At 60.4% G+C, this 24858-nt stretch carries 28 protein-coding genes; 19 read left to right on the top strand and 9 right to left on the bottom strand.

Going from position 1 to position 24858, the window contains the following annotated elements:
- Position 1: 1 nt before the first annotated feature.
- The 6 genes from ACPYOI_RS06650 (at position 2) to ACPYOI_RS06625 (ending at position 4646) form a co-directional block, all read left to right on the top strand.
- Positions 2–1084 carry a DUF1513 domain-containing protein gene (locus tag ACPYOI_RS06650; protein WP_481416885.1) on the top strand — a complete coding sequence of 361 codons (1083 nt, stop codon included), beginning with the start codon at positions 2–4 and terminating at the stop codon, positions 1082–1084.
- 77 nt (positions 1085–1161) lie between these two features.
- Positions 1162–1611: a PaaI family thioesterase gene (locus ACPYOI_RS06645; RefSeq protein WP_168827997.1), complete on the top strand. Its 450-nt coding sequence runs from the start codon at positions 1162–1164 to the stop codon at positions 1609–1611.
- A complete protein-coding gene (locus ACPYOI_RS06640) occupies positions 1608–2246 on the top strand; it encodes a 5'-methylthioadenosine/S-adenosylhomocysteine nucleosidase (protein WP_481416886.1) in 639 nt (212 codons plus the stop codon). The genes ACPYOI_RS06645 and ACPYOI_RS06640 overlap by 4 nt, the downstream gene beginning before the upstream one ends.
- 94 nt (positions 2247–2340) lie before the next feature.
- Complete coding sequence (gene guaA / locus ACPYOI_RS06635; RefSeq protein ID WP_481416887.1) at positions 2341–3903, top strand: glutamine-hydrolyzing GMP synthase; 1563 nt, start codon at positions 2341–2343, stop codon at positions 3901–3903.
- Between the two features lie 91 nt (positions 3904–3994).
- Complete coding sequence (locus ACPYOI_RS06630; protein ID WP_481416888.1) at positions 3995–4270, top strand: AbrB/MazE/SpoVT family DNA-binding domain-containing protein; 276 nt, start codon at positions 3995–3997, stop codon at positions 4268–4270.
- Positions 4257–4646, top strand: a complete 390-nt coding sequence (locus ACPYOI_RS06625; RefSeq protein WP_481416889.1) for a type II toxin-antitoxin system VapC family toxin — start codon at positions 4257–4259, stop codon at positions 4644–4646. Before ACPYOI_RS06630 ends, ACPYOI_RS06625 begins: the two co-directional genes overlap by 14 nt.
- Positions 4647–4720: 74 nt before the next feature.
- On the opposite strand, the gene ACPYOI_RS06620 is transcribed toward ACPYOI_RS06625, so the two are convergent.
- Entirely contained in the window at positions 4721–5284 is a 564-nt protein-coding gene (locus ACPYOI_RS06620) for a methylated-DNA--[protein]-cysteine S-methyltransferase (RefSeq protein WP_481416890.1), read from the bottom strand.
- A 197-nt stretch (positions 5285–5481) separates the two neighbouring features.
- On the opposite strand from ACPYOI_RS06620, the gene ACPYOI_RS06615 reads away from it, so the two are divergent.
- The 5 genes from ACPYOI_RS06615 to ACPYOI_RS06595 all read left to right on the top strand — a co-directional run bounded on the left by ACPYOI_RS06615 (position 5482) and on the right by ACPYOI_RS06595 (position 9419).
- Positions 5482–6099 carry a 2'-5' RNA ligase family protein gene (locus ACPYOI_RS06615; RefSeq protein WP_481416891.1) on the top strand — a complete coding sequence of 206 codons (618 nt, stop codon included), beginning with the start codon at positions 5482–5484 and terminating at the stop codon, positions 6097–6099.
- Between the two features lie 92 nt (positions 6100–6191).
- Positions 6192–7253, top strand: a complete 1062-nt coding sequence (locus ACPYOI_RS06610) for a succinylglutamate desuccinylase/aspartoacylase family protein (protein WP_481416892.1) — start codon at positions 6192–6194, stop codon at positions 7251–7253.
- A 1-nt stretch (position 7254) separates the two neighbouring features.
- Positions 7255–7605 (top strand): ArsC family reductase, encoded by a 351-nt coding sequence (locus tag ACPYOI_RS06605; protein ID WP_481416893.1) that lies wholly within the window; start codon positions 7255–7257, stop codon positions 7603–7605.
- Between the two features lie 2 nt (positions 7606–7607).
- Positions 7608–8081, top strand: a complete 474-nt coding sequence (gene ybaK / locus ACPYOI_RS06600; RefSeq protein ID WP_481416894.1) for a Cys-tRNA(Pro) deacylase — start codon at positions 7608–7610, stop codon at positions 8079–8081.
- A gap of 84 nt (positions 8082–8165) precedes the next feature.
- Positions 8166–9419, top strand: a complete 1254-nt coding sequence (locus ACPYOI_RS06595) for an aminopeptidase (protein WP_481416895.1) — start codon at positions 8166–8168, stop codon at positions 9417–9419.
- Here ACPYOI_RS06595 and ACPYOI_RS06590 read toward each other — a convergent pair.
- Complete coding sequence (locus tag ACPYOI_RS06590) at positions 9367–10278, bottom strand: EamA family transporter (protein ID WP_481422683.1); 912 nt, start codon at positions 10276–10278, stop codon at positions 9367–9369. The genes ACPYOI_RS06595 and ACPYOI_RS06590 overlap by 53 nt on opposite strands.
- Positions 10279–10359: 81 nt before the next feature.
- Here ACPYOI_RS06590 and ACPYOI_RS06585 point away from each other — a divergent pair, with 81 nt between their 5' ends.
- Positions 10360–10857, top strand: coding sequence for a MarR family winged helix-turn-helix transcriptional regulator (locus ACPYOI_RS06585; protein WP_481418090.1), 498 nt, complete (start codon positions 10360–10362; stop codon positions 10855–10857).
- 39 nt (positions 10858–10896) lie between these two features.
- Here ACPYOI_RS06585 and xseA read toward each other — a convergent pair whose 3' ends face one another.
- Positions 10897–12483 (bottom strand): exodeoxyribonuclease VII large subunit, encoded by a 1587-nt coding sequence (gene xseA, locus ACPYOI_RS06580; protein ID WP_481418091.1) that lies wholly within the window; start codon positions 12481–12483, stop codon positions 10897–10899.
- A gap of 53 nt (positions 12484–12536) precedes the next feature.
- Positions 12537–14363, bottom strand: a complete 1827-nt coding sequence (locus tag ACPYOI_RS06575) for a hypothetical protein (protein WP_481422689.1) — start codon at positions 14361–14363, stop codon at positions 12537–12539.
- A gap of 176 nt (positions 14364–14539) precedes the next feature.
- Between ACPYOI_RS06575 and ACPYOI_RS06570 the strand changes: the two genes are divergently transcribed.
- The 4 genes from ACPYOI_RS06570 to ACPYOI_RS06555 are packed head-to-tail and all read left to right on the top strand — an operon-like array spanning position 14540 to position 17035.
- The gene (locus ACPYOI_RS06570) at positions 14540–15535 is read left to right on the top strand and encodes a glycosyltransferase (RefSeq protein ID WP_481418092.1); all 996 of its coding nucleotides are present in this window, start codon (positions 14540–14542) and stop codon (positions 15533–15535) included.
- A gap of 30 nt (positions 15536–15565) precedes the next feature.
- The gene (locus tag ACPYOI_RS06565) at positions 15566–16270 is read left to right on the top strand and encodes a class I SAM-dependent methyltransferase (RefSeq protein WP_481418093.1); all 705 of its coding nucleotides are present in this window, start codon (positions 15566–15568) and stop codon (positions 16268–16270) included.
- 11 nt (positions 16271–16281) lie between these two features.
- Positions 16282–16644, top strand: coding sequence for a DMT family transporter (locus ACPYOI_RS06560; protein WP_168827981.1), 363 nt, complete (start codon positions 16282–16284; stop codon positions 16642–16644).
- Positions 16637–17035 carry a GtrA family protein gene (locus ACPYOI_RS06555; protein WP_481418094.1) on the top strand — a complete coding sequence of 133 codons (399 nt, stop codon included), beginning with the start codon at positions 16637–16639 and terminating at the stop codon, positions 17033–17035. Before ACPYOI_RS06560 ends, ACPYOI_RS06555 begins: the two co-directional genes overlap by 8 nt.
- Here ACPYOI_RS06555 and ACPYOI_RS06550 read toward each other — a convergent pair whose 3' ends face one another.
- Positions 17036–18022, bottom strand: a complete 987-nt coding sequence (locus tag ACPYOI_RS06550; protein ID WP_481418095.1) for a Gfo/Idh/MocA family protein — start codon at positions 18020–18022, stop codon at positions 17036–17038. It abuts the gene before it with no gap.
- A gap of 181 nt (positions 18023–18203) precedes the next feature.
- Here ACPYOI_RS06550 and ACPYOI_RS06545 point away from each other — a divergent pair, with 181 nt between their 5' ends.
- The gene (locus tag ACPYOI_RS06545; protein WP_481418096.1) at positions 18204–19151 is read left to right on the top strand and encodes an aldo/keto reductase; all 948 of its coding nucleotides are present in this window, start codon (positions 18204–18206) and stop codon (positions 19149–19151) included.
- An 11-nt stretch (positions 19152–19162) separates the two neighbouring features.
- Positions 19163–19606, top strand: coding sequence for an N-acetyltransferase family protein (locus ACPYOI_RS06540; protein WP_481418097.1), 444 nt, complete (start codon positions 19163–19165; stop codon positions 19604–19606).
- Here the strand turns inward: ACPYOI_RS06540 and ACPYOI_RS06535 are convergent.
- Complete coding sequence (locus tag ACPYOI_RS06535; RefSeq protein ID WP_481418098.1) at positions 19596–20213, bottom strand: hypothetical protein; 618 nt, start codon at positions 20211–20213, stop codon at positions 19596–19598. The genes ACPYOI_RS06540 and ACPYOI_RS06535 overlap by 11 nt on opposite strands.
- A 140-nt stretch (positions 20214–20353) precedes the next feature.
- On the opposite strand from ACPYOI_RS06535, the gene ACPYOI_RS06530 reads away from it, so the two are divergent.
- Positions 20354–20854, top strand: a complete 501-nt coding sequence (locus tag ACPYOI_RS06530) for a YciE/YciF ferroxidase family protein (RefSeq protein WP_481418099.1) — start codon at positions 20354–20356, stop codon at positions 20852–20854.
- A gap of 81 nt (positions 20855–20935) precedes the next feature.
- On the opposite strand, the gene pheT is transcribed toward ACPYOI_RS06530, so the two are convergent.
- From pheT to rplT, 3 genes are all read right to left on the bottom strand, one after another.
- Positions 20936–23359, bottom strand: a complete 2424-nt coding sequence (gene pheT, locus ACPYOI_RS06525) for a phenylalanine--tRNA ligase subunit beta (protein ID WP_481418100.1) — start codon at positions 23357–23359, stop codon at positions 20936–20938.
- A 15-nt stretch (positions 23360–23374) separates the two neighbouring features.
- The gene (pheS, locus tag ACPYOI_RS06520) at positions 23375–24457 is read right to left on the bottom strand and encodes a phenylalanine--tRNA ligase subunit alpha (RefSeq protein ID WP_481418101.1); all 1083 of its coding nucleotides are present in this window, start codon (positions 24455–24457) and stop codon (positions 23375–23377) included.
- Positions 24458–24608: 151 nt separating this feature from the next.
- Positions 24609–24858: 50S ribosomal protein L20 (gene rplT, locus ACPYOI_RS06515; RefSeq protein WP_481422682.1), on the bottom strand; the 250-nt coding region annotated here is incomplete at its 5' end.

The raw sequence follows: 24858 nt of genomic DNA, 5'->3' as shown, positions 1-24858 counted from the left end.
CATGTGGTGGAGCGGCCAGATCGACCGGCGCGCCTTCGTCAAGGCGGCCGGGCTCGGTTTTCTCGCTGCCTTGCAGCCGCGCGGGCTTCTGGCGCTTGGGCGTGCCGATGCTGTCTACGCTTCGGGCATCCGGACAGCGAAGGGCTCTTTTGCGGTCGCCACCGTGACCGAGCGCGGTGAGATCGTCGACCAGGTCGAGCTTCCCGCGCGCGCCCACGGCATGGCATTCAGCCCCGTCACCGGCAAGACGGTCGCATTCGCCCGCCGCCCCGGCACTTTTGCCATGATCTTCGATCCCCGGAACAAGGCCGAGCCGATCGTCATCACCTCGGTCGAAGGCCGCCACTTCTACGGACACGGCACCTTTTCGCCGGACGGCCGGCTGCTCTATGCCAGCGAAAACGATTTCGATGGCAATCGCGGCATGATCGGTGTCTACGATGCGACGAACCGGTTCAGCCGGATCGGCGAGTTCGAAACTTACGGCATCGGCCCCCACGATATGACGGTCTCCGATGACGGGCGCTGGCTCATCGTCGCCAATGGCGGTATCGAGACCCATCCGGATTTCGGCCGTACGAAGCTCAATCTCGGCAATATGCAGCCCTCGCTGACACTGGTCGATGCTGCGACCGGCACGCTGATCGAAAAGCACGTGCTGCCTAAGCAACTGTCAGCACTTTCAACCCGTCATGTCGATATCGATGCCGACGGTCGTGTCTGGTTCGCATGCCAATATGAAGGTCATCGCAACGACCTGCCGCCGCTTGTCGGCCACTTCGCCAAAGGCGAAGAACTGACTTTCGTCGACATGCCGGAAGAAACGACCCGACGGCTTGGCAACTACATCGGCGCGATCGCGGTCAACCGAAACGATGGCCTTGTCGGCGTGACTTCGCCGAAGGGCGCTTTCGTGACGATCGACGCCCGTTCCGGTAGCGTACTGGCCGAGGAAATCATCTCCGACGCTGCGGGCATCGCGCCAGCGCAGCATGGATTTGCGGTTTCCTCCTACGACGGGAACTTCCTTGCGACACATAGCGACGTTGCCTGGGATCAACACATCGCCATGATTGCGCCCTAACGCGCGTGAGCGAGCCGCTGCATCCTTGTCGAATCCGGCACGGCGTGCCACTTTCGCCATCGCAAGGAGGCAGGTGCATGAGCATTAGGGACAGCGGCGATTTTCGCGAGCGCATCCGTCAAAACTTTGCCCGCCAGCGGGCGATGGAAACGATCGGTGCAGAGCTGACGCGGGTCGAGCACGGCGTGGTCGAAATCGAGCTACCCTTCGACGTGAAGCTCACACAGCAGCATGGTATACTCCACGCCGGCATCATTTCAGCGGCGCTGGACAGTGCGTGCGGCTTTGCGGCCTATAGTGTCATCGACCCCGATGCGTCGATCCTGACCATCGAATTCAAGGTCAATCTGATGTCACCTGGGCGCGGCGAGCGCTTTCTGTTTCGCGGCGAGATAACGAAACCCGGCTCCAACATCATCGTGGCCGACGGTCGCGGTTACGCAATCGGCGATGGCCCGGCAAAACTGATCGCATCCATGACCGGGACGATGATGGTCGTCCGCGGCAGAGAGGGAATTACAGGATGAAATTCGAATTGAAGTCGGTCGCCGGCAAGTCCATCCTCTTCGTCATGGCGGCGGAAGCGGAATACGGTCCCTTCCTGCGCTCCCGCTTCGAACCGCTGATGACCGGCGTCGGCCCCGTCGAGGCTGCTGTCGCGATGACGAAGACGCTTAGCCGGCTCGATGCTAGCGACGACCTGCCGCAGCTTGTCGTCTCGTTGGGCTCGGCAGGTTCCGCGACGCTGGAGCAGACGGAAATTTACCAGGTTTCCTCGGTTTCCTACCGCGATATGGATGCGTCGCCGCTCGGCTTCGAGAAGGGCCGTACGCCGTTCCTCGACCTTCCGGCGGTCCTCGATCTGCCGCTTCGCATTCCCGGCATTCCCGAGGCGAGCCTTTCGACAGGCGCCAATGTTGTCTCAGGCCCCGCTTACAAGAATATTGCCGCCGATATGGTCGACATGGAGACCTTCGCGATTCTGCGCGCCTGCCAAGGCTACAAGCTACCGCTGATCGGGCTTCGGGGGATTTCCGACGGCGTCGAGGAGCTGCAGCATATCTCCGGATGGACGGAATATCTGCATGTTATCGACCGCAAGCTCTCCTATGCCGTCGACGGCCTGTTCACGGCTCTGGAGGACGGTGTCTTCTGGTTCTGAAACCCTTTAAAGCAGGGACAATCGGGACAATAAAATCCCGGCTCGGCGGATTTCGTGCATTGCAAGAACGGGTGCTTTTCATTAAAGGCTCGCCATGACCCAGACAGCACATCCCGACAGTGTTCTCATCGTCGATTTCGGCAGCCAGGTAACCCAGCTGATCGCACGCCGCGTGCGCGAAGCGGGCGTCTATTGCGAGATCGTTCCCTTCCAGTCCGCCGAAGAGGGCTTCAAGCGCCTCCAGCCGAAAGCCGTGATCCTGTCCGGCAGCCCGGCTTCGACGGTGGACGAAGGTTCGCCGCGCGCGCCTGATATCATCTTCGACAGCGGCCTGCCGGTTTTCGGCATCTGCTATGGCCAGCAGACGATGTGCATGCAGCTCGGCGGCAAGGTCGAGAGCGGCCATCACCGCGAATTCGGCCGCGCCTTCCTGGAAGTCGATGAAGACAGCAAGCTGTTCGAAGGGCTCTGGTCAAAGGGTTCGCGCCATCAGGTCTGGATGAGCCACGGTGACCGCGTCACGGCGCTGCCGGCCGGCTTCGAAGTCGTGGCGACATCGCCGAACGCTCCTTACGCTTTCATCGCCGACGAGAAGCGCAAGTATTACGGCGTGCAGTTCCACCCTGAGGTCGTGCACACGCCAGATGGTGCCAAGCTGATCGGCAACTTCATTCACAATATCGCCGGCATCAACGGCGACTGGTCGATGTCGGCCTATCGCCAGAAGGCGGTGGACGAGATCCGCAAGCAGGTCGGCGACAAGCGCGTCATCTGTGCTCTTTCCGGCGGCGTCGACAGCTCGGTTGCCGCGCTGCTGATCCACGAGGCCGTCGGTGACCAGCTGACCTGCATCCTCGTCGACCACGGCCTGATGCGGAAGGACGAGGCGGCGAACGTCGTCGCCATGTTCCGCGAACACTACAATTTGCACCTCCTGCACGTCGATGCGTCCGACAAGTTCATCGGCGAGCTTGAAGGCGTCAGCGATCCAGAAACCAAACGAAAGATTATCGGCCGCCTCTTCATCGAGACCTTCGAGGAAGAGGCCAAGAAGCTCGGCGGCGCCGACTTCCTCGGCCAAGGCACGCTCTATCCTGACGTGATCGAGTCCGTTTCCTTCACCGGCGGCCCGTCGGTCACCATCAAGTCGCACCACAATGTCGGCGGCCTGCCGGAGCGCATGAAGATGCAGCTCGTCGAGCCGCTGCGCGAACTCTTCAAGGACGAAGTGCGCGTGCTCGGCAAGGAACTCGGCCTGCCGGACTCGTTCATCGGCCGCCATCCCTTCCCCGGCCCGGGCCTCGCGATCCGCTGCCCGGGCGGCATCAGCCGCGAAAAGCTCGACATCCTGCGCGAAGCCGACGCCATCTATCTCGACGAAATCCGCAAGGCCGGGCTCTACGATGCCATCTGGCAGGCTTTTGCCGTGCTGCTGCCGGTACAGACCGTCGGCGTCATGGGCGACGGTCGCACCTACGAATTCGTCTGCGCGCTGCGCGCCGTCACCTCGGTCGACGGCATGACGGCCGATTTCTATCACTACGACATGGAATTCCTCGGCCGCGCCGCGACCCGCATCATCAACGAAGTCCGCGGCATCAACCGCGTTGTCTACGACGTGACGTCGAAGCCTCCCGGCACGATCGAGTGGGAGTGAGAGTGTAGCTTCAGGAGCTAATGATCGCCACCTTGAATAGCATGGCGATCATTAGTATCTTACCATCGTCTTACCGCGTGGATACAGATCGATGGCCCAGTCTGAGAAGCTCATCACCACCGTCTCTACCAAGGGACAGGTCATTCTTCCCAAAGCTGTGCGCCAGCGGCGCGAGTGGGAGGCAGGTACTCGTCTAATTGTCGAGGAAACTCCCGAGGGCGTGCTGTTAAGGCAGGCATCGGCCTTCTCTCCCACCCAGCCGGAGGAAGTGTTTGGCATGCTTCCTTTCAGTGGTGAGCCGAAAACCTTGGAAGAAATGGAAGCCGGCGTATTGGCCGAAGCCCGCCGCCGCTATGATCGCGATTGATACCAATCTCATCGTCCGGTACCTCACCGGCGATCATCCGGCGCAGTCTTCGCGCGCTCGCGAGATCGTCGACGGACAAGCCGTCTTCATCACCGTAACGGTGATGCTGGAAGTCGAATGGGTACTGCGCAGCACCTACAACTACGCTCGATCGGATGTCATTCGTGCGCTCCGCGCCTTTTGCGGCCTGCCCACGGTGACGATCGAGGAAGCCAGCATCGTCGCGGCCGCGTTCGGTCTCACCGAACAAGGCATGGATTTTGCCGATGCCCTACACCTTACCAAAGCGGCCCATTGCGAAGAGTTCATTACCTTCGACCGCAAATTCGTAAAGGCGGCCCAAGCCGCCGGCTATGAGACTGTCCGGGAAGCCTGAAGATAACCGGTTGAGACGCATCTGCTTTCATTGGCGCTCCTACGCTTTATTCGTGGGAGTGATGGTCCTCCCACCTAAAATCCCAAGGATTGTTGCGCCGGTTCCGGATGCGAAAGACGGACGCCTTCAAGCTCGAGCATCTTCGCCTTCGAATTCGAGCCGCCTGGTGCCGAAAAGCCGCCGATCTTGCCGCCCGCGGCGAGCACACGGTGGCAGGGAATGATCAGCGCCACCGGATTCTTGGCCATGGCCTGACCGACGTCGCGCGCCGCTTCCGGTCCGCGGCCTAGGTCCTTGGCGAGCGTTCCATAGGTCGTGGTCTTGCCCCAGCCGACACGGCGGGCGGCGGCATAGATTTCCCGGAAGAATTCATCCTGGTTGGACAAATCCACCGTCACATCTGAAAAATCGACGGTCTCGCCGGCGAAGTAGCGTTTCACGGCCTCGATCGTCTCCGCCACCGGCGCCGGCGGATGAGCGCTTGCGGCCGAAGGCAGGCGCTTCAACAACAGGTGCTCGGTGGAATTTGCGGCCTTCGTCGGAAGCTGAAACCGGGTGATGCCGTCCGCGCTCCATGCAATGCCGCAATAGCCACCGGCCGTCTCGAAAATGCAGTAGTGATGCGTTGCCTCGCTCATGACGCAACCTCCATAATTGCCTACCCTGAAGATCGTATGGCGGCATCCAAGGTTCAACCCGATTCTTGCGCTCGCCGTTATTGGCAGCGCCATTTATAACAGTTTTCGGATTATTTGTTCTCTTTTTGTTCTTGTCAAGCCACGACGCCCTTGTTAGGTTTCGTGCCTTCAAGGGAGACGGCAGATGCCGGTTGCCAATGGAACTCCAAAGTCAGAGCGAATTCGGTTTCAAGCCACCATCCAGGGGAGGACGGCCTGATCGCAGCCCGCCGCCCAGAAAGCCGTTCAATGTCTATTTCGCGCTGCGCCCGGATGAGCGCGCTGCCGAACAGGCGCGCCGGACGGCCGGAGAGTTGCGGCGGCGTTTCGGGCTGCGCGAAGAGCCCAGAGCCAAGCGGTTGCTCCATGTCTCGCTGTGTCACCTCGGTCAATGGGACGAGATTCCGCGCAGCATGCTGTTCGACGGGCTGGCTGCCGCCGCGTCCGTTCGGATGCGTCCCTTCAAGCTGGCGTTCCGCCGTGCCGTGAGTTTCCGGCAGGGCAAGCCCGCGCTTGTGCTCCGCGCCGATGAAGGACACCAGGAAGTGCTTTCCCTGCATGCCCAGTTGGCGCTATCGCTGCTCAATCGCGGCGTGGATGTGCATGTGCGGCCCAAGCTCGAACCGCACATGACGTTGCTCTACGACTACCGCCGGGTGCCGGAGACGGTTCTGCCGGAGCCGATCGTCTGGACCGCGAAATCATTCGTGCTCATCAACAGCCTCACGGGTGAAGGCAGACACGAGGAGATCGACGAATGGCCGCTGCTCGGTTAGCCGCCAGCCGCGTAGTCGAGCCAAAAATCTTGCGCCGGTGCAGCGGACTCGCATAAAGCTCGGTTGAGCAGATTTTTGCGGAGTGAAACAGCGTGGATATTTCCGAGATCATCATCCCCGGCGATACGCCGGGCATCGAGTGGCGCGTGCCGGTGTTGCGATTCAAGGGCAGTGAGCCGAAAAGCCCGAAGACCTATATCCAGGCGGCTCTTCATGCGAATGAATTGCCGGGCACGGCACTTCTGCATTTCCTATGCGAGAAGCTGCGCGAAGCGGAAAGTGCCGGTCGTATCGCGGGCGACATTACGATTGTTCCCCAGGCCAATCCGATCGGCGCGGCGCAATCGCACTTCGGGGAATTGCAGGGCCGCTTCGACCTCGGCTCGCGGACCAATTTCAACCGCGATTTCCCGCTGATTTCGCTCGGGGATCGGGATGAGCTGATCGAGGACCTCGACCACTATCCCTCGACCGATCGGCTGAAACGGCAGCTGATGCATATGGCGCTCGGCGCCGACCTCGTGCTCGACCTGCACTGCGACGACGAATCCCTGCAGTATGCCTATATCGACGAGGCGTTCTGGCCCGAGGCGAGCGACCTTGCTTCCGCTCTGGCGATGGACGCCGTACTGCTTTCCGATGGCGAAAGCTCGGCCTTCGAGGAGGCGATCGGGTTTGCCTGGAAATATGAAGTACCGGGGGAGAAGCGGGCGCGCCTTCCCGGCAAGCTCTCCGTCACGGTGGAGCTTCGCGGTAGACGCGATGTCTATCCGGAGATGGCCAGGAGGGATGCAGAGGGTCTTTGGCGGTTCCTCGCTGCCCGTGGCATCGTCAGAGACGCCGGAGTTTCTCTAGGTGCGTTCTCCGGCCCAGCAGTGCCGCTGGATAATATCGAGATGATCCGCTCGCCGGAATCCGGCGCGCTTCTGTTTCACCGCAATATCGGCGAAAGAGTTGCAGAGGGCGACCTGCTGGCAACGATCGTCACGCGGCCTGGCCTGGCGGATGGCGGCATCGAAATTCGAGCGCCGCAAGCCGGCCTCATCGTCACACGTGTTTCCGATCGTCTGGTGCGCCGGCGTGCGGACCTGATGAAGATTGCCTGCGACCAGCCCAGTAAGGGGTTGCGCAAGGCCGGAACGCTCGAGGATTAAGATGACTGCCACCATTTATGGGATCAAGAACTGCGACACGATGAAGAAGGCGCGCGGCTGGCTGGAAGACCATGGCGTCGCCTATGATTTTCACGATTACAAAGCCGTGGGTATCGATCGCTCCCGATTGGAGCAATGGGTCGAAAAAGCCGGATGGGAAACGGTTCTCAACCGCGCCGGAACGACCTTCCGCAAACTGCCGGAGGCCGACCGCGAAAACCTCACAAAGGAAAAAGCAATCGGGCTGATGCTCGAGCAGCCCTCGATGATCAAGCGGCCGGTTCTGGAAACGGACGGCAAGCTGCTGGTCGGCTTCAAGCCCGAAAGCTACGCGGCGGAACTCGAAAAGTAACAATGTCGAAGACGACGCGCGCTACACAGTTTCTCACAAAAGCGGGCGTCAGCTTCACCGTGCATAGCTATGATTATGATCCGAATGCAGAACGCGTCGGCTTGCAGGCCGCCGAAGCGCTCGGCGAAGAGCCGCGTCGGGTGCTGAAAACGTTGATGGCGGAAGTGGATGGCAGGCCCGTCTGCGTCGTGGTCCCCTCCGATCACGAGGTCAGCATGAAGAAGCTTGCGGGCGCCTTCGGCGGCAAGTCTGCAAACATGATGAAGCCTGCCGACGCCGAGAGGCTGACCGGCTATCACGTCGGCGGCATCAGTCCTTTCGGACAGAAAAAGCTGGTTCCAACGGCGATCGAGGAGGCAGCATTAGCCGAGCCCTTGGTCTACATGAATGGCGGTCAGCGGGGATTGCAGGTGCGCCTTGCGCCGCGTGATGCCCTAAAAACCCTGAATGCCAAGGCAGCGCCGCTGATCGCTTAGGCAAATCGAACGCCCAGCTTCATTTCCGCCGCAAAGCGGTCTAAGTCTGGCATCTTGAGAGTTGATTGCAGGAGATAGTCGACCATGACCTTTATGCCCCAGAGCCAGAATTCCGTCGATCCCGTCAAGCTGAAGAAGCTCGCGGAAGTCGCGGTCAAGGTGGGCCTCAATCTTCAGCAAGGTCAGGACTTGGTGATAACCGCGCCGGTTGTCGCCTTGCCTCTAGTCCGGCTGATCACCGAGCAAGCCTATATGGCCGGCGCCGGTCTCGTGACCGCCTTCTATTCCGACGAAGAGACGACGCTTGCCCGTTACCGGTACGGCAGCGATGAAGGGTTCGACCGCGCCTCCGGCTGGCTGTACGAGGGCATGGCGAAAGCCTATCAGAACGGTGCTGCGCGACTGGCAATTGCCGGCGACAACCCGATGCTGCTTTCCGAACAGGATCCGAACAAGGTCGGCCGCGCCAACCGGGCGAATTCCGCCGCGTACAAACCCGCGCTCGAAAAGATTTCGAACTTCGACATCAACTGGAACATCGTTTCCTACCCGAACCCATCCTGGGCAAAGGTCGTGTTTCCCGACGATCCGGAATCCATCGCGGTTGCCAAGCTCGCGAAGGCGATTTTCGCCGCGTCGCGCGTCGATCTCGGTAATCCGATCGCGGCCTGGAACGAGCACAATGCCGACCTTGCCAAGCGCTCATCCTGGCTGAATGACCAGCGCTTCGCCGCCCTGCATTTCAGGGGACCTGGCACGGACTTGACCGTTGGCCTTGCCGATGGCCATGAGTGGCATGGCGGCTCTTCGGTCGCCAAGAACGGCGTCGCCTGCAACCCGAACATTCCGACGGAAGAAGTCTTCACGACGCCGCATGCGCTGCGCGTCGAGGGCCATGTGTCAAGCACCAAGCCGCTGTCGCACCAGGGCACGCTGATTGACAATATCCAGGTCCGCTTTGAAGGCGGCCGAATTGTCGAGGCCAAGGCTTCGCGCGGCGCGGAAGTCTTGAACAATGTGCTGGATACGGATGAAGGCGCGCGCCGTCTTGGTGAAGTGGCGCTCGTGCCGCATTCGTCGCCGATCTCGGCAAGCGGGATTCTGTTCTACAATACGCTTTTCGACGAAAACGCCTCGTGCCATATTGCGCTTGGCCAGTGCTATTCGAAATGCTTCCTCGACGGCGCAAGCCTCAGCCAAGACCAGATCAAGGCGCAGGGGGGCAACTCCAGCCTCATCCATATCGACTGGATGATCGGCTCCGACAAGGTCGATATCGATGGCATCAGGCAGGACGGCTCGCGGGTTCCGGTGATGCGCCAGGGTGAATGGGCCTGACAGGCACCATCGCCCTTTGACTGATCCAGACGCTCGCGAGCACGAGCGCAAAGCCGAGAGCCTGCGCGGGCGTCAAGCCCTGGCCAAGCGCCAGCCAGCCGAGAAGCGTCGCCACAATCGGGCTCAAGAACCCGAGCGACGCGGCCGCCGACGGCTCGATCCGCGATAATCCTCGAAACCACAAGGCATAGGTGACGGCCGCGCCGATCAATCCCAGATATACCATGCCGAGCACATTTGCCGTGGTCGGCATCGGAAGCGCCGGTTCGAAAAGCAAGGCGACCGGCAGCAGCAGAAGACCACCTGCCGTCAATTGCCATGACGTGAAGGTGAGGTTCGAAACCGGCGGCGCCCAACGGCGTGTCAGCACCGTTCCGAACGCCATGGAGACTGCGCCTGCAAGGCCTGCGGCAACACCGATCGGATCGAGCGAAGCCTTGGGTGTCAGCACCAAGAGCGCCACGCCGGCCATGCCCACCAGCCCTGCACCGACTGCCAGCAGCCGTACCGGCCGTCCAAGAAGAAGGCGAGAGAGCGCAATGACGATCAACGGCTGCACAGCACCGACCGTCGCTGCCACGCCGCCGGGCAAGCGGTAGGCCGAAACGAAAAGCATCGCCCAGAAGAACGAGAAGTTCAGCGCGCCGAGAATGAAGGCCCTGCCCCACCAGATGCCGGATGGCAGGCGGCGGACGATGGCAAGCAGCAGAAGACCGGCAGGCAAAGCGCGGAGCATTGCGACAGTCAGCGGATAACCGGCAGGCAGGAATTCGGTCGTCACGAAGTACGTGCTTCCCCAGATTGCCGGTGCAAGGGCGGTCGCCAGGACATCGGCCGCATACAGGCTGCTTTTCTTCATCTCAAGAATCTCTACGTCAAGATAAATATAGAATAGCGTCATTTATCTTGACGTCAAGAGATGTCGTGCTATCGCTTTTCCATGAATGAAAAAGCAACAGACCGCGTCGATAAAATCCTGTCGCAATGGCGTCACGAGCGGCCGGACCTGAATGTCGAGGCCATGGGCATACTGGGACGGCTGAATCGGCTGACGACGCATCTTGGCCGCGAGGTCGAGCAAGTCCTGCTGCAGTATGGGCTCTCATCGTCCGCCTTCGACGTGCTGGCGACGCTTCGGCGTTCCGGCGAGCCTTATCGCCTTTCGCCAGGCGATCTGCTGGCGATGACGATGGTGAGCTCCGGAACGATGACCAACCGCATCGATCAGCTCGAGAAAGCGGGTTTCGCCGAACGCATTCTCAATCCGGACGACCGGCGAAGCGTGCTGATTGCATTGACGGATAAGGGTTTCGCAGCGGTCGAGGCCGCGGTTGGCGCGCATGTCGCCAATCAGCAGCGGCTCACGGAAAACCTGAGCGATGAAGAAAAAGCGGCGCTCGACGCCCTGCTCCGCAAATTTCTGGCGAAATTCGAATAGTCAGGCGGCGTGCAGCCCCTTGCGAACAGGGTCCTGACGCTAGAAAAGGCTGCCCTGCTTCGGCGGAGCGGATGGCTCTTCCGATTTCGGAGAACGCTTCCGCGCTGCGGGTGGCGCGCCGCCTTCGGTCGTGACGGCACCGACGCTCCCGTCGGCGAACTCGATCGCAATGGCGGCCCCGGGCGAAAGCGCTGCGGCCTGGGAGACCGGCCGGTTTTCATCGTCCCGGATGACGGCATAGCCGCGTTTCAGGACATTCTTATAGGACAGCGACTGCAGCACGCGATCGTGTGCCGCAAGCTCTCCCTTCGCCCGCACCAGCTGATGGCGGACGGCGGTGTCAGCGTGACGGGAAAGATTTGCGAGGTGGTCGCGCACCCGCGCCGTCTGAGTCCGCAGGCGCCCCGGTAGCGAAACAAAGACGGCATCGGCGCGGGCAACGCGGGATTTCGAACGATCGATCAGCCTCTCGACCATGCGCTCGGCTCGCGTCATCCGCTCTGCAAGCACCTGGCGGCGCTCAACGATGCGGCTGGAAAGAACCTCCGGCCTCAAATGCGACCCGATCCGCTCGAAGCTGCGGCGCTTGTTGATGGTATTCAATTCCAGCCCGCGGCCAAGGCCTGCGGCCGCCTCGTCAAAACGACGGCGCGGCAGCGCAAGCAGCTGGTCAAGCGATGGAAACGCCCGCATAAGCGCGCGAACGGACTGACGCCGGTGGTCCATCTGCCGGCTTGTGCAGACCTGCAGACGGGCTGAAAGCGCCGAAACCTGCGCTTCGAGTTCAGCCCTGACGGGAACGGCCATTTCCGCGGCCCCGGTCGGCGTAGGCGCCCGTACATCCGCGGCATAATCGATCAGCGTCCAGTCCGTTTCATGCCCGACCGCGGAGATAAGCGGAATGTCGCTTTCTGCCGCTGCGCGTACGACGATTTCGTCGTTGAAGGACCACAGATCTTCAAGGCTTCCCCCGCCGCGGGCAACGATCAACACGTCCGGCCTCGGCATCTCGCCACCCGACTGAAAACCATTGAAGCCGCGGATGGCGTTCGCCACTTCCGCGCCGGAACCGTCGCCCTGCACCTTGACCGGCCAGACGATGACATGGACCGGGAAGCGATCGGAGATGCGATGTAGGATATCGCGAATGACGGCGCCGGTGGGCGAGGTCACGACGCCGATGACCTGCGGCATGAATGGCAAACGCTTCTTGCGCGTTGCGTCGAAGAGACCTTCGGCGCCGAGCTTGCGCTTGCGCTCCTCGAGCAATGCCATCAGTGCGCCGGCACCCGCGGGCTCCAGCGTTTCGATGACGATCTGATACTTCGATGAGCCCGAAAAGGTCGTGACCTTGCCGGTGGCAATCACTTCCATGCCCTCTTCCGGACGGAACCTCAGCCGCGAGAACGTGCCCTTCCAGACGACGGCATCGATGCGCGCGCGGTCATCTTTCAGCGAAAAATACGCGTGACCGGATGAATGCGGCCCACGGTAACCGGAGATTTCGCCCCGTACCCGCACCTGATCGAAAGCAGTTTCGACGGTGCGCTTGATCGATCCCGAAAGTTCGGAGACCGAATATTCGGTCAGGTTCGTGGGCGAATCGGTATCAAAGACGTTGCTCATCCCTTCTTTCTAGCGAAAGCGAAGGGAAAGATCAGCAAGCATCGGATTGCCGATCAATTTTCCGGTTTAAAAAGGAAGAACTGCACACCGGAACCCTCGGCCTTGGGAACCGGCTGAAGGTACGATGGCACATTCCCCTTCGCCAATTGCGAATAGAGGCCCTCCGGCTTCAGTTTCGCAAACTGCATGGTCGGAATGTCGCTCGGGCAGAAAGCCAATACACTGACACCTGCCCCTTTCAAAAAGGCCTCCGCATCGTGCGGCTCGGAGAGGCCGATATGCATCTCCGTCAGCATGCCTTGCGGATTGCGATGGTACGGAGCGGTCAGAACGTGCTGGCCGGTGAAGCGAAGAATCGGCACGCCGAGTTCAGATGAGGCCGCCACCATGCCGACAGGCATTGCATTGAGCGGCGCAAGAGCCTCTCTCGATCTGCATGAAGGCTTGTTTTCGTCCTCTTTCGCCTCCTGCGTTTGCCTCTGCATTTCGATGAGGGCTCCGCCGACGGCCCAGACGGCCGGCACGCTCGCAAGTACCAGCGTGATGTAGCAAAACGCGACCACGACATTTTCGCGGTCGTTGTTCGAAATGCGGCGGATATCGATGACGAGCAGCGCGAGCGGCAGAATCGCGATCAGGTTTGCAAAAGGGACCCCCCGCACCTGCACGAGACCGATGCCCCAGCAGACGGCAAGCAGGAAAAGCAGAATGGCGTGGACTCGCACCCTGTCGCGATAGAGAATCCTGAACGCGCAAACAGCAATGCCCAGGAGGCCGACCGCATAAAGGGCGCCGACGCCAAACGGCTCGGCGCGGATCATGGCAACAACAGAGCGCGCCTCGGAGATATTGTTCAGCCAGAGCTTGACCAGCATCGGGTCAAGATCATCCAGCGGATTATGCAGGCACTGGGGTGCAATCACGACGGCGGAGGCCGCGACCGCGATGCCGATGCCGCCGAGCGCAACGAAACGGCTCGTTCGTGATGACCGGCTTGCCAAGGTTGCGGCAACCGCAAGGAGGCCGCCCCCGATTGCCGCAAGGCTATAGAATCCAAGCGAAAAATTGTCGCAAGTCACGGTCGAGTACAGATGCGGCGCTACTGTTGAAAAGAACAGGACGCTGATGGCCAGCGCAAGCGTCAGTCCGAAAGCGCTGGCCGCATTGCGGAAGGCTTGTCCTTCTACGGCCCAATGAAGAGCGACGACGATGCAGACCGCAGCGACGAAAGGCGTTGTCTCGACCCCGATGGCGATCGCCAGCGCCGCAGTCAGGCCGGCGATGACATAGCTCCGGATGCGATGCCTCTCATCGAGAAGCATTGCCGTCATCATCGCAACGAGCCCGATCTGCGCGTTGTGATGGTCGATCGCGCCTGGCATGAAGCGGCTGGTGGTCCAGACCCCCAACGCTGTCATCCCCAGCGAAATGTGCATGGCAGGCGCACCGCCAATCCGGCGGCCCGCAATTGCCATTGCAAGCATGAGCGGGATGATGAGCGACACGGGCCAGATCGCAAGTGCGACAGCTTCTGCCTGCTCGCCAGCCAAAAACAACCCGAAGAATTTGATGAGTGCCGCGATCGGCAGATCGATGAGCCGCGACCAGTGCATCGGCGTCCCGTCGACACCCAGGCGGTATTGCATCAAATCAAACCAGCCTTGGCCGGAAAGAAAATCCCGCACTTCGACGAGCCGCATGCCATCGTCATTGTCCGGTCCAACATAGTCCTTCGCGCCGATCAGCTTCACCGGCAAAATGCTTGCGATCAGCACGGCACTGTAGATGAACACTGACGGGCACAGGCGCGTGAGCAGCTTGCGCGCAGTTGCAAGCCACCCGACGGACGGCGGAGTTCTGGAAGTTGAATTGCCGGTCATTCCTGCGACGTTCGCCATTCAAGCTCATCCCGCCCTAAGCCGCGCGAAACTTAGCTCTTGCAGATCAAGAAAGTGTAAAGCGTGCGGTCTGGCAGCCGACTTCTTTCTGGACCGTAGGGTCTTATTAACGCCGTGTGTTTTAGACTATGTGCCAACCAATAGTGGCGAGCACGACAATGACGCGATCGCAGACCCTGAACATTGCCGTACTGCTGCCTTGCTACAATGAAGCGGCGACGATCGGCGCGGTCGTTCGCGGTTTTAAGGCAGCACTGCCCCATGCGCAGATCCACGTCTACGACAACAATTCGACTGATGGAACCGCGCTCCACGCCATGCTGGCCGGTGCTTCCGTCGTGCGCGAACGGCGGCAGGGGAAGGGTCATGTCGTGCGCCGCATGTTCGCCGATATCGACGCAGACGTCTATCTGATGGCCGATGGCGACGGCACCTATGCGCCGGAGGACGGCGAAGAACTGATCCGCACACTGGTGACAGAACGCGCCGATATGGTGATCGGAACGCGACGCGGCGTTCACTCGGATGCAGGACGCAACGGGCATGCTTTCGGCAACCGCATCTTCAACATTCTCTACCGCACGATCTTCGGGCCGGATTTCACCGATATTTTCTCAGGTTACCGGGCTTTCTCGCGTCGTTTTGTCAAAAGCTTCCCGGCCGTTTCCGGTGGTTTCGAGATCGAGACCGAAATGTCCGTGCATGCATCCCGGCTCAAACTGCCGGTCGCTGAATTGGAACTCGATTACGGCCGACGTCCCGATGGCTCGCACTCGAAACTATCGACCTTCAAGGACGGCGGCAAAATCCTCTGGATGTTCGCCATGCTGATGAAGGAAACGCGGCCCTTTGCGTTCTTCGGCCTCATCAGCGCGTTCTCCATGTTGTCGAGCCTTGGCTTCATGGCGCCGGTGCTGGCGGAGTATTTCGAAACGGGCCTTGTCAACCGCATGCCGACATGGGTTCTTTCCATGGCGCTGATGATGATCTCTTTCATGGTTTTCACGGCAGGCCTGATCCTTGATTCAGTCGCGCGCTCGCGTGCCGAGCAGCTGCGGATCCACTACCTCGACATTACCGCGCCGAGCCAGAGTACAAAGCCAGAAAAGCCCATTGATGCTGCGCAAGGCGGCCGGGCCGCCCGTATCGCATAGTTGATTCCGCTTAAAGGTGACGCCGTTTCCATGAACAGAGAAACCACAAACCGCATTCGTTTCGTGCTGGAAGACATTCTGCCGCCGTTTGCGCGCGATTCCGGAGCTTTCCGCTGGGCCGCGCAGCGTGTCTGGGGCGACCACATCAAGCATCTGGCGAGGTTTCGCGAGCGTGCGCCGTTCCTTTCGGCAGAGGAATATGCTGAGCTTTACCGCAACCACCCTCGCGTTCACGAAGGCACCGACAATTCGGCGGCGTGTATCAGCCGCATTCTCGGATCTATCGCGGGAGAGAGTGTCTGCGACATCGGCTGCGGCACGGGCGCACTGCTCAGCCGCATTCAATCGGCGCATTCGAAGCTCCGCCGGCTCACGGGCGTCGATTTCGTGATAGACGACGCATCCCGCCTGTCCGGCATCGAGTATGTTGCGGCCAAGGTCGAAACCCTCCCCTTCGCCGACGCGGAGTTCGACACGGTTATCTGCACGCATGTCATCGAACATATTCTCGACTACCGGCAGGCAGTCGCAGAACTACGACGGATCGCAAGACGCCGCCTCATCATCGTCGTGCCGCGGGAACGCGAGTACCGCTATACGTTCAATCCACACTTCAACTTCTTCCCCTATACGCATTCGTTCCTGAGAGCGGTTCAGCCCGTGCCGCCAGTTTACGTCTGCGAGGATATCGGCCGTGACATCTTCTATTTGGAAGAGAGGGACACAGCCGATTGAAGGACGGTTCGATGCTTTCCACATTTTCAGCGGGTACCTGGATTGGGCTCGTCGGCACACCGCTTCTGATCGCTTCGGGTCAGGTGCTGTTCAAACTGACGAGCGCCACTGCAGGTGAGCTCAGTGCCCGTAATATCCTCGCGCTGCTTCTCAATCCCGTGCTGCTCGCAGCACTGCTCCTCTATGGGCTTGGGACAGTTATCTGGATTTACGTTCTGAAAGCCGTCCCGCTGACGATCGCCTATTCCTTCATGGGATTGACATTCTGCTTCGTGCCTCTGCTGGCGCAAGTTTTTCTTGGGGAAGCCCTCACTGTGCGTTACGTCATTGGCGCGGCTTTCATTGTTGCCGGCATGCTGGCGATCAATGGCTGATGATATCTCTGCCAACCGAAGTGAGTTGCTTCTGCGCTTTGCCGCATTGTTGCTGCTCGGACTGACGGCAGATGCGCTATTCTTCCATTTATTACTGAATGCTGCGTTCGGCCCGCTCCTGACGCGGACAGTGAGCCTTCTTGCGAGCCTTTGCATTATGCTTGCGATGCTGCAACGCATCGATCTCACGCTTGGAAAGCGGCTGTCGATCGGACGCCCCGGCATCTTCGCGATCCTGCTGATTGCGGCTGTCTTGAACTATGGCCTCTACGCCGCCCTGCTGCTCTTGCTTCCGGCCCTGCAGCCGCTGGCGGCGATGGTGCTAGCCACCGCCGCATCGATGGTCTTCAGCTTTTTCGGTTATTCGCGCTTCGTCTTTCGCAGCGAATAATCAGACGGGTTCCCAGCCGTCCTTCTCGCTGGCGCGGTAGATCGCGTCGATCACCTTCTGGTTCAGCTTCGAGCTTTCGAGCGTTACAACCTCTTCCTTTTCGCCTTTTGCAGCGCGGGCGAAAGCTTCGGCCTCACACTTGTACTGGCGGCTATCGGGGAAACGGAAAATCTGCGACTCCGAATGGTTGCGGTTGGTGAGTTCGATTTCCTCGGCGCCATAGCGGTCCGCATTGAAGGGCGACTTGACCTCGATGAAGCCATCCGTGCCGTGGAAGACCATGACCTGACGCGCTGCCATCTGGGTGGAAATATAGAAGCTCTGCTCGAAATCGCCGAAATCGGCCTTCACGCTCGAATAGATATCGGTACCGAAGTCCGGATCGCGTTCGGTCACGGCCTGGATGCGCAGCGGCTCCTTGCCGGTGACGAAGCGCGTGCTGATCGTCGGGTACACGCCGATATCGGGCAGTCCGCCGCCACCGAGCTCGGGAATGTTGCGCATGTTGCCGGCATCGCGGTTGAAATAGGTGAATGCGCCCTGGACATGGCGCAGGCGGCCGATGGCGCCGTCGGCCAGCAGAGCACGAACCTTCCGCCAGACCGGCGTGTAGGTGACCATATAGGCCTCGGTGATCAGGACCTTGTTGCGATCGCGGGCGGCGATCAGGCTGTCGATCTCATCGGCCTTGAGTGCGATCGGTTTTTCGCAAAGCACGTGCTTACCGGCGTCGGCCGCCTTGATCGTCCATTCGACATGCTGCGACGTCGGCAGCGGAATATAGACGGCATCGATCGCGTCGGAAGCGAGCATCTCTTCATAAGAGCCGAAGGCGTGCGGTACGGAAAAACGATCGGCCATTTCCCGCGCCTTTTTAAGGTCGCGGCTGGCAATGGCGGTGACAACACAGTTTTCCGCATCCTGAATGGCGGGAACGACAAGTTCGCGGCCGATCTTTGCCGTCGAGATGATACCGAAACGTAGCATGGCTTGAGCCTCCCTGAGCTTGAATGAGGGCAACCTTATTCAGCGGGTTGAGTTCACGCAATGGCGCTGGCGCAATTCACGGAAGTTTGGTTTCGCGCGCTTCGAAACTGCGCTAGTTTACTCCCGGCGGCGTTCTGTCGCGTCTGCACTTTCAGTTAAATCAGTAATTTAGGAGCGCGCCATGGAAATGCGCCGGCTTGGAAAAACAGGTCTTTCAATCTCCCCGATCGTCTTCGGCGGCAATGTCTTCGGATGGACGGCGGACGAGAAGACCTCCTTCGATATTCTCGATGCCTTTTTCGACGCGGGTCTCAACACCATCGATACGGCCGATGTCTATTCCTCCTGGGTGCCCGGAAACAAGGGCGGCGATTCAGAGGAGATCATTGGCAAATGGCTGAAAGAGAAAAAGGGCTCGCGTGACACAGCGATCATCGTCACCAAGGTCGGCTCCGACATGGGGCAAGGCAGGACGCTCAAGGAACAATATATCCTTAAGGCCGTCGAGGATTCTCTCCGCCGCCTGCAGACGGATTATATCGACCTCTATCTGTCCCATTGGCCCGACGAGAATACGCCTTATGAAGAGACGCTTGGCGCCTTTGCCAAGCTGAAGCAACAGGGCAAGATTCGCGCGATCGGTTCTTCAAACCTCGATGCCAGCCAGCTTCGAGCCTCTCTTGATGCCGCCGAGAAGGCCGGTGTTCCGCGCTACGATGTGCTGCAACCTGAATACAATCTCTATGAGCGCTCAAGCTTCGAGGGTCCGCTTGCCGATCTCTGTGTCAAGGAGGACATCGGCGTCATCACCTATTTCAGCCTGGCAGCCGGGTTCCTCTCCGGTAAATATCGCAGCAAGGCCGACACGGAAGGCAAGGCGCGCGAAAACCGCGTCTCGCAATATCTCGATGACAAGGGCGTGCGCATCCTGGCCGCCCTCGATCAGATCTCCGCTGAGACCGGCGCCAAGCCTGCGGAAATCTCGATCGCCTGGCTTCTCAACAAGAAAGGCGTGACGGCGCCGATCGCCAGTGCTACGAGCCTTGCGCAGCTTGAGAGCCTTGTGAAGGCGGCAACGCTTCAGCTTTCAGAGGAAGCGATGAGGGTGCTCGACAAGGCGGGAGCCTGAGGAGTGACGCGATGACCGTGACGATCCGTGATGCGAGGAGAGACGATGAAGCGCGCTGGCGCGAACTCTGGAAGGACTACCTCGCGTTCTACGAAGTCGCGGTCGACGAGGCCATCACCGATTCGACATGGCGCCGGGTTTTCGATCCGGCGTCGGCAATCTTCATGCGCGTTGCGGAAGTCGACGGCAAGGTGATGGGCTTCACATTGTCACTGACGCATGAGGGCACATGGATTCACGGCAAGGACTGCTATCTCGAAGATCTCTTCGTCGATCCCGCCGCCCGCGGCAGAGGGGCGGGCCGGGCTTTGATGGATGACCTCGTTTCGCTTTCCAAGAAGAACGGCTGGTCGCGGCTTTACTGGCATACGAGCGAAGAGAACAAGACGGCGCGCGCGCTCTACGACAGCTACGTCGAGAACGACGGGCACATTCGCTACCGCATCAATTTCTGACCGTCGGAAAGCCCTCGTAGAATTCTGAATGGTCGCCTTCCCAGTTCGCCATGCCGGGCTTGGTCAGGATGCCTCGCGGCCGGACGTAGCTTTGGATCACACGCTTCGGCCGTTCATGCCACTGAATGTTGAAGGCCCATAGCTTCGGAAAGAAGCAGAGCGCGGCATAAGGCAGGTGGTCGTGGATCCACCACGCAAGCTTCTGCCAGTCCTCCTCATTGCTGTAGTTATCGACCATCCACGGCACGACAATACAGGCTGTCGCACCCATACAGCCATCGAAGTCGCGCAGGTCCCAGATATGGTCCGCGGCTGTCGAGGCATTGGTCGAGCAATTGAGCTTGTTTTTGTTTCCGAACGCATTGACGGCGGCAGCGCGGTAGCCGGAGCGGATATGCAGCCGGCCGAAGGTCGCCTGTAACGGCTCCAGCAGTTCCTCGCACAGCCGTTTTCCTGCCTCGACCGCAAGCTCCGGCTCGTCCGGAATGTTCGGGATGCGATAGAAATCCGCGATCTCCGAATGCAGAAAATCGCGGAAGAAAAAATTCTTTGAGAGCCGCACTCGCCCCATGTCCTCGAGAGATTTCATCGATCCCGGCTTCTTCATCCGACTCTCCTCATCGCCGGCACGAGCCTACCTCGCCGCTCGGCCGGAGCCACCCGGAAATTGCGCACTTTACGGAACAATTTCGAAGCCGATCGCTTCTTTTAGGGTTCCTCAAACCCCACACAGCAAGGATCGAAGAAATGGCCAAGGAAAAAACACTCGAAGATCTCTTTCACGATACCCTGAAGGATATCTACTATGCCGAGCGGCAGATCCTGCGCGCCTTGCCGAAGATGGCACGAGCCGCCCAATCCGCCGAGTTGAAGGCGGGCTTTGAAAAGCACAAAGAACAAACCGAGGGCCACGTCGAGCGCCTGCAGCAGGTGTTCGAGATGGCTGGCAAGCGTGCCCAGGGCAAGACCTGCGAGGCGATCCAGGGCATCATCGCCGAAGGCGAAGAGATCATGGACGAATTCAAGGGGACGGCCGCCGTCGATGCGGGGCTCATCTCTGCGGCACAGGCCGTCGAACATTACGAAATCGCCCGCTACGGCACGCTGAAGACCTGGGCGCAGACCCTCGGCTACAAAGACGCCGTCGCCCTGCTCGACCAGACGCTGCAGGAAGAGACGGCAACCGACAAGACGCTCACGAAACTCGCCGTCACCGCCGCGAACCAGAAGGCCAATCGCGCGGCGTGATGCAAATGGAAGAGCGCTCTTTTTCCGGAGCGACAATTGTAAAAAGCCGGCAATCGCCGGCTTTTCTTTTTATGGGAGCAATCAGCTTCGCAGCACGCCACCGGTGAATTTCGTGACATTCGCCACGATCTTCTCAGTCAGGGCTTCGAAATCCTCGTCCGTCAGCGTCCGCTCGACCGGCTGGATCTGCACTTCGACAGCGACCGATTTCTTGCCTTCGCCAAGCGAAGCACCCTCGAATATGTCGAAGACGTTGACTGCCGTCACCAGCTTGCGGTCGGCGCCGGAAGCGGCCTTGATGATGGAACCGGCTTCCACCGACTTGTCGACGACGAACGCGAAGTCGCGCTTGACTGCCTGGAAGGGCGAAAGCTCCAGCGCCGGCTTGGTCCGCGTCGCCTTCTGCTTCGGCTCGGACATCGCGTCGATATAAACTTCGAAGCCGCAGAGAGCGCCGGACACATCGAGCGCTTCGAGCGTCGACGGGTGGAACTCGCCGAAATAGCCGAGGATGACCTTGGGTCCCATCTTGATCGTGCCGGAGCGTCCGGGGTGGTACCATTCCGGTCCACCTTGCTCGATCTGGATATTGCTCATCGGCAGGCCGCAGGCTTCTATGACAGCCAGCGCATCCGCCTTGGCGTCGAAGACATCGACGGGCTTGCCGCCGCCCTTGCCATTGTTCGACCACATGCGGCCTGCGCCTGAAAGCGAGGCGGTTCCACGGCGGACACCGCCGGCGACGCGGCGCTGGCCTTCGAGACGGTCGCTCTCATAAGCGCCGGAGACTTCGAAAATCGCGACGTCGCCATAACCCTTGTCGGCATTGCGCTGAGCGGCCGTCAGCAGACCCGGCAGCAGCGACGGGCGCATGTCGGACATTTCAGCCGCAATCGGGTTCGCAAGCTTCAGCGCCGACGATCCGCCGCCGAAGAGCTTCGCCTGCTCTTCGGAAATGAAGGACCAGGTGACTGCCTCCAGCATGCCGCGCGAGGCAAGCGCACGCTTGGCAGTGCGGGTGCGGATCTGCAGCGTCGTCAGGATCTTGCCGTTGACGGCGGCATGGCTCTCCAGCGGCGCAGGCTTGATGTTGTCGACCCCGTGGATGCGCATGATTTCCTCAACGAGGTCGGCCTTGCCATCCACATCCGGGCGCCAGGAAGGAACGGCGACAGAAACGCGCTCGCCCGAACCGGACACCTTAAAGCCGAGACGCGTCAGGATCTCGGTGCTCTCTTCAGTGGAAACCTCAAGACCTGTCAGGCGTTTGACCTCGGAGAAGGGGAAGTCGACGATCTTGGGCTCATAGCCCTTATAACCGACGACATCGGCCTTGGCGGCCGTACCGCCGCAGAGTTCGAGCACCAGTTCCGTCGTGCGCTCCAGACCAGGTCGCATGTATTCCGGATCGACGCCGCGCTCGAAGCGGTAGCGGGCATCGGTGATGATGCCGAGCCCACGGCCGGATTTCGCAATGTTCATCGGATCCCAAAGCGCGGACTCGATCAGCACGTCCGTTGTGGCCTCGTCGCAGCCCGAATGCTCGCCGCCCATGATGCCGCCGATCGACTCGATACCATCCGCATCGGCGATGACGACATTGTTCGGTCCAAGCTTGTATTCACGCTGGTCGAGCGCCAGCACGGTCTCGCCTTCCTTCGCGCGGCGGACGGTGAGATTACCGCTGACCTTGGCGGCGTCGAAGACGTGCATCGGCCGGCCTTGGTCGAAGGTCATGTAGTTGGTGATGTCGACCAGCGCATTGATCGGGCGCAAGCCGATCGCCAGCAGACGCTGCTGCATCCAGCGGGGGCTCGGACCATTCTTGACGCCGCGCACGAGGCGAAGCGCAAAGCCCGGGCAAAGCTTTTCGTCATCGAGATCGAGCTTGACCCTGACAGGCGTCTCGCCGTCGACGGCAAAAGAGGGGGCTGCCCGCGTCTTCAGCGTGCCGAGGCCGGAAGCGGCCAGATCGCGCGCGATGCCGTAGATGCTCGTGCAGTCCGGACGGTTCGGCGTCAGGTTGATCTCGATGACCGGGTCGTCGAGATGGGCGTATGCGGCGTAGCTCGTGCCGACCGGCGCATCTTCTGGCAGGTCGATGATCCCATCGTGGTTGTCGGAGATCATCAGCTCCTTCTCGGAACACATCATGCCATGGCTTTCGACGCCGCGGATGTTGCCAACCGAGAGTGTAACATCGATGCCGGGAACGTAGGTCCCGGGAGCCGCAAACGCGCCGACGAGCCCCGCGCGCGCATTCGGCGCCCCGCAGACGACCTGGATCGGCGCGCCCTTGCCGGTATCGACCGAAAGAACCTTCAGGCGATCGGCCTGCGGATGCTTTTCCGCCGACAGGACCCTTGCAATGACAAATGGCTTGAAGGCCGCCTTGTCATCGACGTCCTCGACCTCCAACCCGATCGCCGTAAGGCGCTCGCAGATCTCGTCGAGTGTGGCGTCGGTTTCCAGATGATCCTTCAGCCAGGAAAGCGTGAATTTCATGATCTCAATCCTCCCTTAAGCGCTCAGGCCGCCGAACAGCGTCGGCATGTCGAGCGGGCGGAAGCCGTAATGGGTCATCCAACGGATATCGGCGTTGAAGAAGTCGCGCAGGTCGGGCATGCCGTATTTCAGCATGGCGATGCGGTCGAGCCCCATGCCCCAGGCAAAGCCCTGATATTCGTCGGGATCGAGACCGCCATAGCGGAGCACGTTCGGGTGAACCATGCCGCAGCCGAGGATTTCCATCCAATCGGTGCCCTCGCCAAACTTGACGATCGGACCGGAGCGGTCGCACTGGATGTCGACTTCGAAGGACGGCTCGGTGAACGGGAAGAACGACGGGCGGAAGCGCATCGTCACGCTGTCGACCTCGAAGAACGCCTTGCAGAACTCCTCGAGGACCCAGCGCATATTGGCGACATTCGCCTTCTTGTCGATCACGAGGCCCTCGACCTGGTGGAACATCGGCGAATGCGTCGCATCCGAATCCTGGCGGTAGGTCTTGCCGGGGATGATGATGCGGATCGGCGGTTTTTGCGCCTCCATGGTGCGCACCTGCACCGGCGAGGTATGCGTACGCAGCACCCTGCGCTCGCCGTTCTCATCCGGATTGAAGAAGAAGGTGTCGTGCATCTCGCGGGCGGGGTGGCCCTCGGGGAAATTCAGCGCCGTGAAATTGTAGTAGTCGGTTTCGATGTCCGGGCCTTCGGCAATGGAGAAGCCCATATCGCCGAAGATCGCGGTAATCTCGTCCACGATCTGGCTGATCGGGTGAATGCGTCCGCGCTCCGCCGGAGAGGACCGGACCGGCAGGCTGATATCGACCGTCTCGGCCTTCAGACGGGCATTGACGGCCGCTTCCTTGAGCGTCGCCTTGCGGGCGGCGATCGCATCCGTCACCTCGTTCTTGAGGCTGTTGATCGCAACGCCTTTGGTCTGGCGCTCTTCGGGGGTCATCGCACCAAGCGTCTTCAGGAGCTCGGAAACAGAGCCCTTTTTGCCGAGGGCGGCGACGCGTACGGCCTCGAGCGCTGCTTCGTCATTGGCGGCAGCAATTTCCGCAAGCAGCGATGATTTGAGCTGGTCGATATCTGACATCGTCAATTCTTTCCGTCCAGGATCAGGCGGGCAATTGGAGGCTGGCGGACGCCGGCCGGGCAAAGGAGTACAGAGAAAGAAAAACCCGCGCCAGCCCAAACCAGCGCGGGTTTCCCAAAATCATTGAAGCATAAAGCCTGGGAAGCGCTGGTTACTTGACCGCGCCTTCAAACTCGTTCTTCGTACCGGCTTCCTTAAGGTATTCGAGAGCCTTCTTGGAGGCTGCGACGAGCGCGCCGAATGCTTCCGGCTCATGGATCGCCATGTCGGAGAGAACCTTACGGTCAACTTCGATGCCAGCCTTGTTCAGGCCGTCGATGAAGCGGCCGTAGGTCAGGCCGAATTCGCGGACGGCAGCGTTGATGCGCTGGATCCAGAGAGCGCGGAAGTTGCGCTTGTTA

Source organism: Rhizobium sp. SVR5-2C, assembly GCF_056755115.1.
Note: the sequence above shows the minus strand (reverse complement) of the source record. Positions and strands in the feature narration are given on the sequence as shown.

What these genes read in the sequence shown, in the direction of transcription:
- ACPYOI_RS06620 (WP_481416890.1), bottom strand. Translation starts at nt 5,284, where the DNA reads ATGAGCGAGGCAACGCATCACTACTGCATTTTCGAGACGGCCGGTGGC.
- ACPYOI_RS06555 (WP_481418094.1), top strand. Translation starts at nt 16,637, where the DNA reads ATGGCTGATGATATCTCTGCCAACCGAAGTGAGTTGCTTCTGCGCTTT.
- ACPYOI_RS06640 (WP_481416886.1), top strand. Translation starts at nt 1,608, where the DNA reads ATGAAATTCGAATTGAAGTCGGTCGCCGGCAAGTCCATCCTCTTCGTC.
- ACPYOI_RS06575 (WP_481422689.1), bottom strand. Translation starts at nt 14,363, where the DNA reads ATGACCGGCAATTCAACTTCCAGAACTCCGCCGTCCGTCGGGTGGCTT.
- ACPYOI_RS06625 (WP_481416889.1), top strand. Translation starts at nt 4,257, where the DNA reads ATGATCGCGATTGATACCAATCTCATCGTCCGGTACCTCACCGGCGAT.
- ACPYOI_RS06630 (WP_481416888.1), top strand. Translation starts at nt 3,995, where the DNA reads ATGGCCCAGTCTGAGAAGCTCATCACCACCGTCTCTACCAAGGGACAG.
- ACPYOI_RS06595 (WP_481416895.1), top strand. Translation starts at nt 8,166, where the DNA reads ATGACCTTTATGCCCCAGAGCCAGAATTCCGTCGATCCCGTCAAGCTG.
- pheT (WP_481418100.1), bottom strand. Translation starts at nt 23,359, where the DNA reads ATGAAATTCACGCTTTCCTGGCTGAAGGATCATCTGGAAACCGACGCC.
- ACPYOI_RS06560 (WP_168827981.1), top strand. Translation starts at nt 16,282, where the DNA reads ATGCTTTCCACATTTTCAGCGGGTACCTGGATTGGGCTCGTCGGCACA.
- ACPYOI_RS06650 (WP_481416885.1), top strand. Translation starts at nt 2, where the DNA reads ATGTGGTGGAGCGGCCAGATCGACCGGCGCGCCTTCGTCAAGGCGGCC.
- ACPYOI_RS06565 (WP_481418093.1), top strand. Translation starts at nt 15,566, where the DNA reads ATGAACAGAGAAACCACAAACCGCATTCGTTTCGTGCTGGAAGACATT.
- ACPYOI_RS06570 (WP_481418092.1), top strand. Translation starts at nt 14,540, where the DNA reads ATGACGCGATCGCAGACCCTGAACATTGCCGTACTGCTGCCTTGCTAC.
- ybaK (WP_481416894.1), top strand. Translation starts at nt 7,608, where the DNA reads ATGTCGAAGACGACGCGCGCTACACAGTTTCTCACAAAAGCGGGCGTC.
- ACPYOI_RS06540 (WP_481418097.1), top strand. Translation starts at nt 19,163, where the DNA reads ATGACCGTGACGATCCGTGATGCGAGGAGAGACGATGAAGCGCGCTGG.
- ACPYOI_RS06545 (WP_481418096.1), top strand. Translation starts at nt 18,204, where the DNA reads ATGGAAATGCGCCGGCTTGGAAAAACAGGTCTTTCAATCTCCCCGATC.
- ACPYOI_RS06530 (WP_481418099.1), top strand. Translation starts at nt 20,354, where the DNA reads ATGGCCAAGGAAAAAACACTCGAAGATCTCTTTCACGATACCCTGAAG.
- ACPYOI_RS06590 (WP_481422683.1), bottom strand. Translation starts at nt 10,278, where the DNA reads ATGAAGAAAAGCAGCCTGTATGCGGCCGATGTCCTGGCGACCGCCCTT.
- ACPYOI_RS06535 (WP_481418098.1), bottom strand. Translation starts at nt 20,213, where the DNA reads ATGAAGAAGCCGGGATCGATGAAATCTCTCGAGGACATGGGGCGAGTG.
- guaA (WP_481416887.1), top strand. Translation starts at nt 2,341, where the DNA reads ATGACCCAGACAGCACATCCCGACAGTGTTCTCATCGTCGATTTCGGC.
- ACPYOI_RS06605 (WP_481416893.1), top strand. Translation starts at nt 7,255, where the DNA reads ATGACTGCCACCATTTATGGGATCAAGAACTGCGACACGATGAAGAAG.
- ACPYOI_RS06615 (WP_481416891.1), top strand. Translation starts at nt 5,482, where the DNA reads ATGGAACTCCAAAGTCAGAGCGAATTCGGTTTCAAGCCACCATCCAGG.
- pheS (WP_481418101.1), bottom strand. Translation starts at nt 24,457, where the DNA reads ATGTCAGATATCGACCAGCTCAAATCATCGCTGCTTGCGGAAATTGCT.
- ACPYOI_RS06645 (WP_168827997.1), top strand. Translation starts at nt 1,162, where the DNA reads ATGAGCATTAGGGACAGCGGCGATTTTCGCGAGCGCATCCGTCAAAAC.
- xseA (WP_481418091.1), bottom strand. Translation starts at nt 12,483, where the DNA reads ATGAGCAACGTCTTTGATACCGATTCGCCCACGAACCTGACCGAATAT.
- ACPYOI_RS06550 (WP_481418095.1), bottom strand. Translation starts at nt 18,022, where the DNA reads ATGCTACGTTTCGGTATCATCTCGACGGCAAAGATCGGCCGCGAACTT.
- ACPYOI_RS06585 (WP_481418090.1), top strand. Translation starts at nt 10,360, where the DNA reads ATGAATGAAAAAGCAACAGACCGCGTCGATAAAATCCTGTCGCAATGG.